7 protein-coding genes and 1 pseudogene are annotated in these 5,880 nt (G+C 73.9%); all 8 read right to left on the bottom strand.

Annotated elements, in window-relative coordinates:
• Positions 1 to 913: pseudogene (locus E1281_RS36360) on the bottom strand (hypothetical protein); the annotation flags it as partial.
• 64 nt (positions 914 to 977) lie between these two features.
• Entirely contained in the window at positions 978 to 1,421 is a 444-nt protein-coding gene (locus tag E1281_RS36355) for a pilus assembly protein TadG-related protein (RefSeq protein ID WP_243717753.1), read from the bottom strand.
• Complete coding sequence (locus tag E1281_RS36350) at positions 1,418 to 1,867, bottom strand: TadE family protein (RefSeq protein WP_243717752.1); 450 nt, start codon at positions 1,865 to 1,867, stop codon at positions 1,418 to 1,420. The genes E1281_RS36355 and E1281_RS36350 overlap by 4 nt, the downstream gene beginning before the upstream one ends.
• Positions 1,864 to 2,256 (bottom strand): TadE family protein, encoded by a 393-nt coding sequence (locus E1281_RS36345; protein WP_243717751.1) that lies wholly within the window; start codon positions 2,254 to 2,256, stop codon positions 1,864 to 1,866. The genes E1281_RS36350 and E1281_RS36345 overlap by 4 nt, the downstream gene beginning before the upstream one ends.
• A 53-nt stretch (positions 2,257 to 2,309) precedes the next feature.
• On the bottom strand, positions 2,310 to 2,531 hold the full coding sequence (locus E1281_RS36340) for a hypothetical protein (RefSeq protein ID WP_131884240.1): 222 nt from the start codon (positions 2,529 to 2,531) through the stop codon (positions 2,310 to 2,312).
• Between the two features lie 48 nt (positions 2,532 to 2,579).
• Positions 2,580 to 3,497, bottom strand: a complete 918-nt coding sequence (locus tag E1281_RS36335) for a type II secretion system F family protein (protein WP_131884239.1) — start codon at positions 3,495 to 3,497, stop codon at positions 2,580 to 2,582.
• Positions 3,494 to 4,510 (bottom strand): type II secretion system F family protein, encoded by a 1,017-nt coding sequence (locus E1281_RS36330; RefSeq protein ID WP_131884238.1) that lies wholly within the window; start codon positions 4,508 to 4,510, stop codon positions 3,494 to 3,496. Before E1281_RS36330 ends, E1281_RS36335 begins: the two co-directional genes overlap by 4 nt.
• 31 nt (positions 4,511 to 4,541) lie before the next feature.
• A complete protein-coding gene (locus tag E1281_RS36325) occupies positions 4,542 to 5,840 on the bottom strand; it encodes an ATPase, T2SS/T4P/T4SS family (protein ID WP_131884237.1) in 1,299 nt (432 codons plus the stop codon).
• Positions 5,841 to 5,880 lie beyond the last annotated feature (40 nt).

Genomic DNA, 5,880 nt, shown 5'->3' with positions numbered 1-5,880 from the left:
GGGCGGGCTGCTCGGGCCTCGGGTCCGGGGCCGACGTGGGCGGCGCGGGCCGCTCCGGCTTGTTCGGCCTTTCGGGCCTGTCCGGGACGGGGCGGCCGTAGCGGTAGTACTCGTCGAGGTCCTTGACGGGGATGGTCTTCGCGCCCTTGGCGTCCGCCGGCATCTCCAGGATCCAGCCCGGACGGATCAGGCTGGCGATCGTCAGCCGCGTCCCGTCCGGCTGGGTGTGGCCCTTGTTGAGGGCGAAGATCTCCTTGTAGCGGCGTCCTTCGCCCAGGCACTTCTCGGCGATCTCCCACAGGCTCTCGTGGTGGCGGCCCTCCGGCGGCTGCACCCGGTAGATCTTGGTGGTGGCGCCCTCGTCCACCGGCTCCGCGACGGGGCCGACGGCACCGGCCCGGTCGGCGGCGGCCGTGCGCTCCGGGGCGGTCGCCGCCACCGGCTGGAAGTCGTGCGTCTGCGTCTGCGCCGCCGCCGGCCGCTGCGACAGCCCGCCGCCCGAGAACGCCGGCATGATCGCGGTGGTGGCGGTGAACAGCAGCAGCGCGGCGACGACGAGGCGGTGCACCAGCGACTGCGTCCCGCCGGCCAGCGGCACCCGCGCGGGGACGCCGACGCCGCGGATCCCCGCGTACAGCTCGACGACCACGCACACCGCGAGCTGAATCCAGGCGAGCCACACGAGCGCGACGAGGATGCCGATGAGCGAGTCGGGCCCGATCCGCTGCGTGAGGTCGGACAACGACGGCATCTCGTCCGGCAGCGGGGAGCCGAAGAGCGCGAGCAGCGCGACGGGGACGCCGATCATCAGCGCGGTCAGCGCGAGGACCGCGCCGATCCCGGCCACCACGTCGCCGGCGCTGCGTCGCCTGGCCGCCTTGACGGGGGTTCGCTGCCCTTGCCGCATCACCATCGCGCCCCTGCCGTTCTCCGGTCCCCGGACGTCGCACACATCGTAGGTCGGTTTCGCCTCGGGCTCACGGGCCGATTCCTCCGGTGACGGGCCGGGCGGTCGCGCCCGAGGTCATCTGGAACTCGCCGAGGCCGGGGATGATCCCGAGGATCTGCGGCCGGACGCTGATCTGGACGGTGACCGCCACCTCCTCCTCGTCGGCGTCGCACTGGGAGGCGGTGACCCGTTCCCGGTAGTCGGCGAGCAGGCCGCAGGCCGCCGCGCGTGCCCGGCCCGGGTCGAGGACGGGCTCGCCGGTCTCCCGGAGGGCGTCCGCGTCGATCTGGTTGGCGCCGGCGCGGGCGGCCTGCTCGGCCATGTCCGCCGCGCGCTGCCGCGCGTGGATGGCGAGGCCGCCGTCGACGAGCAGCCCGGCCAGCATGAAGACGATCGGGGTGAACAGCACCGTGTACAGCGCGATCGTGCCCCGGTCCCCGCGCTCCGGGCGGGTGTCCCTGCCGGTGCTCACGGGGCGGCTCCGGGGTCCTCGGCGCCGCCCGCGTCCGTCCCGCGGTAGGTGAAGGTGTCGATGGGGGCGATCGCTTCGCCCTGGAGGCGCTTGGTGCCGGGCAGGCCGATGAACGACAGGTCGCCGAGGTCGACGTCGCAGGTGATCGTCACGCCGACGCGGCCGCCGGGCCGCCAGTCGGACACGTCGGTCCGCACGATGGGCCCGCCCGCGCACCACCCGGTGCCGGTGAGGCCGGCGGAGGCGGTCTCGGCGGCGAGCCGCTGCGCGGACGGGGCGCTGCGGGCGATCGACGCCGCGCGCACCGCGTCCCGTGCGGCGCCGTCCACCTGGCCCTTGGCGTCCACCATCCGGCCGGCTCCGGCCAGGAACAGCAGGAACGCCACGAAGAGCGGCGTGACCAGCACCATCTCCAGCGACATGGATCCGCGGTCGAGGTCTCTCATCGCCCCGCCCCCGGGTCGCAGGCGAGGCCGTCGCCGACATCGGGCCGGAAGCATTCGATCGGCCCCTGCGAGCGCTGCGACACGCGGAAGCTCATGAACGGGACGACCGTCACCGCCTGGCCGCTGACCTCGACCCAGCGCTGGTCGCCGGACTCCCCCGCCCGGACGGTGAGGTCGCTCAGCAGTTCCGGGCCGATCTGGCGGACGTCCCGTTCGGCCTTCGCGGTCGCCGCGCCCTCCCAGCCGCCGCCGACGGGCGCGGTCCGCGCGACGCGGGCGCCCGACTGCGCGGCCGCGAGCGCGACGTGGCGGGCGTGGAACACCATCGTGAACTGCACGACCATGAGCATCACGAGAATGAGCACCGGTGTGAGCAGCGCCCACTCCATCGACGACGCTCCGGCGTCGGACCTCAGGGCCGGGCCCCGGGACGGCCGCCGGGTCAGCCGGTGTTGATGGTGTTGGCCTTGTCGGTGACCTTCTTGGTGATGACCGCGCCGATCGTGATCGCGAGGAGCGCCAGGATCGCGGTGATGATCGCCCATTCGATCGCGGACGCGCCGCGGTCGCGTTCCCCGTCGTCGCGCAGCCGCGCGAGCCGGGCGCCGATCACGGCGCGCAGGTAGACGACGTTCGGATCGTTCAGCGGGTTGTGCGGGCTCATCGGGGTACCTCCAGGTCGCCTTCACGGCGGTCGCGTTCGGGTCGGGGATCATGAGGCGAGCACCCTCATCAGGGCCGGGTAGGCCAGGAAGACAAGGAATCCGGCGCACAGGAACAGCTGTGCGACGAGCATCGACTGGGAGCGCTCGCCGGCCTTGCCCTCCAGCTCCGACAGCTCGCGGCTGCGCATCGACGCGGCGCGGGCGGAGAGGGACTTGCGGACCTGCGCGCCGTCGTCGGCGACGAGGGCGAGCGCACCGGCGAGGTCGCGCAGTTCGGCGATGTCGAGTTCGTCGCCGAGCCGGCCGAGCGACTGCCAGGGCGTCTGCCCGGTGATGCGCGCGTTGGACAGCGCGTCGCGGATGCGGTGCATGGCCCAGCCCTCGCCGACGTTCGAGGCGGTCATCAGCGCCTCCGGGACGCCGCGTCCGCCGGCGAGGTTCATCGAGACCAGGTCGAGGAACGCGCCGACGACGTGCCGGAAGTCCTGCCTGCGGGCCTGCGCCTCCTGGCGGAGCTGCATGTCGGGAAAGAAGAAGAACACGGCGGCGAACAGGATGCAGATCCACACGGGCACGGCGACGGACGAGCCGAGCCCGAGCAGCGCGAAGTACGCGGCGATCAGCGGGATGAACAGCAGCGCGGCGGCGGGCAGCAGGAACTTCGTCGCCAGGAACGCCTCCAGCGACCGCTCGGTGATCGCGAGGTCGGCGCGGACCGAGCGCAGCTTCCAGCCGCGCGACTCGCAGAGCCGCGCCAGCTCCCGGCCGAGCCTGGCGCGCAGCCCGCCCACCCGCTCCAGCGTGGGGGACATCCGCCCGACCTGCTGCTCTTCGATGTCGCGGCGGCGGGCCGCGTCGAGCGCGGCCATCCGGGCGGCGAGGCCGGGCCGCGGCGGGAACAGCGCCCGGACGAGGACGTACAGGCCGAGGCCGACGACCGCGCCCGCGATCATCGCGCCGTTCACGGGGCGCCACCCCCTCCCGCGTCCCCTCTGGTGTCGACGGCGTGCGGGCCGCGCAGCGGGAGCTCCTGCGGGCCGTCCGCGCCGGACCCGCCGCCCTGCCAGCCCGCCACGGTGCTCGGCACCTCGCCGGGCACGCCGGGCTGGGCCGCCCTGCGCGGCTCGCTGAGGAACCGTCCCGGCAGCTCGTACTTCGACAGCCGGCGCAGCCACAGGAACGCCGCCCCGTACAGCGCGACGACGATGCACAGCACGAGCTGGCCGAGAAGGTCGTCGTACGGCTCGACGTAGGAGTGGTTGAACACCGCGAGGGCGAGGGCCGTCCCGACGGAGACGGCGACGACGATCCGGACGCTGCGCCGGGTGGAGCGCCGGTCGGCCTCCACGCGGCGCCGCATGTCCAGCTCGGCGCGGGCGGAGGTGGCGAGCGCGCTGAGCATGTCGCGCAGGCCGGGACCGCGGAGCTTGGCGTTCAGGATCAGCGCCGCGATCACCAGGTCGGCGGACGGGTCGTCGAGGTCGTCGGCGAACCGGCGCAGCGCCTCCGGCATCGGCACGCGGGTGTGCAGCCGGTCGACCAGCCCGCGGAGCGGCTGCTGCAGGGCGGGCGCGGCGGCGCGCTGCGACGCGGGGATCGCCTGTTCGAGGCCGACGGCGCCCGCGATGGTGTCGCGCAGCGACTCCGTCCAGCCGGCCAGGGCCTCCAGCCGCGCCATCCCCTTGCGCTCCTCGGCGGCGCCGCCCGCCAGGCCGTTCCAGGTGAGCACGAGCGCGCCGGTCCCCGCGGCGGCGATCGGCCAGCGCGTCACGATCAGCACGAGGACGCCGGCGATGACGGCCACGGCGGTGCGGGTCGTGAACGTCCTGACCAGCTCCTCGCGGCTGCGCCCCCGCATCTGCCGCCGCCCGGGCATGGACCGCGGCGGCAGCCCGCGCAGCGCGACGACCAGCAGGAGCAGCCCGCCGCCCACCACCGCGCCCGCGGCGATGGCGAGGAGCACGTCCGGCGCGAACATCAGCGCGCTCCCCCGTTCACGAGGACGGCGTTCACCAGACGCCTCCGGACGGGTCGTAGCCGTGGTCGGCGAGTTCGGCGGCGCACGCGATCGGGGCGGCCGGCACCGCGTACCCGCCGGGACCGAGCGCGAACACCTCCGACGACATGACCCGCCCGTCCACGCCGGTGACCTCCCGGACGCTGGCGACGTACCGCCGCAGGCGCCCTCCGGAGGCGTACTCGTTGCGCTTCTCGATGAACACGACGAAGTCGATCGCGCCCGCGATCAGCATGTGGGTCGCCTCGACCGGCAGCCGCTCGTCCGACTGGATCGCGTACGTCGCGATGCGGTTGAAGACCTCCACCGACGAGTTCGCGTGGATCGTCGACAGCGACCCGTCGTTGCCCTGCGTCATCGCGTTCAGCATCGTGACGATCTCGTCGCCGAGCACCTCGCCGACGATCACGCGGGACGGGTTCATGCGCAGCGACCGGCGGACCAGCTCCGCCATCGTGATCGCGCCCTGCCCCTCGGAGTTCGGCAGCCGCTGCTCGAACGCGATGCAGTTGGGGTGCAGCTCGGGGAAGGCGTCCAGGCCGAGTTCGAGGGCGCGCTCGACCGTGATGAGCCGCTCGCTCGCCGGGATCTCGTTCGCGACGGCGCGCAGCAGCGTCGTCTTCCCGGCGTTGGTCGCCCCGGCGATCATGATGTTCTTGCGGGCGAGCACCGCCGCGCGGAAGAACTGCCCGATCTCCTGGGTGAACGTGCCGTTCCCGACCAGGTCGGCCAGGAAGACCTTGCCGAGCCGCGCCCGCCGGATCGACAGCGCCGGCCGCACCGTCACGTCCATCACCGCCGACAGCCGGGAGCCGTCCGGCAGCCGCAGGTCGAGCTGCGGGTTCGCGGTGTCGAAGGGACGCGACGACAGCCCGCTGTAGGCGGCGAGGATCTGGATCAGCTCGACCAGCTCCTCGTCGCTCTCGGCGACCGGCTCGCCCATCACCTCGCGCCCGTCGGCGTAGCCGATGAACACGCGGTCGCAGCCGTTGACGTCGATGTTCTCGATCTCGGGGTCCTCCAGCAGCGGCTGGAGCCGGCCCACCCCGAACAGCGCCGCGTGCACCCCCGCCGCGAGCGCCTCCTCCTCCTCGGCGTTCGGCGGGCGGCGCCCGGACGTGATCTCGCCCCGCGCGAACTCTTCGAGCACCTGGCCGATGAGCGCGCGGGCGAACTGCCGCTCGTCCTCCCCGGACATGGGCGGCAGCCCGTTCGCCGCGTCCAGCCGGCGCTGCTGCGCCAGCCGGTCCCCGACCTCCTGGCGGAGGCGTTTGACGAGCCCGTGGTCCATCTAGCGCCTCCCCTCCGCGTGCCGCCCGCCCGCCGGCACC

It is taken from the genome of Actinomadura sp. KC345 (genome assembly GCF_004348515.1).
GTDB lineage: Bacteria > Actinomycetota > Actinomycetes > Streptosporangiales > Streptosporangiaceae > Spirillospora.
The sequence above is the reverse complement of the archived record's forward strand: the minus strand, read 5'-3'. Positions and strand labels throughout refer to the sequence as shown.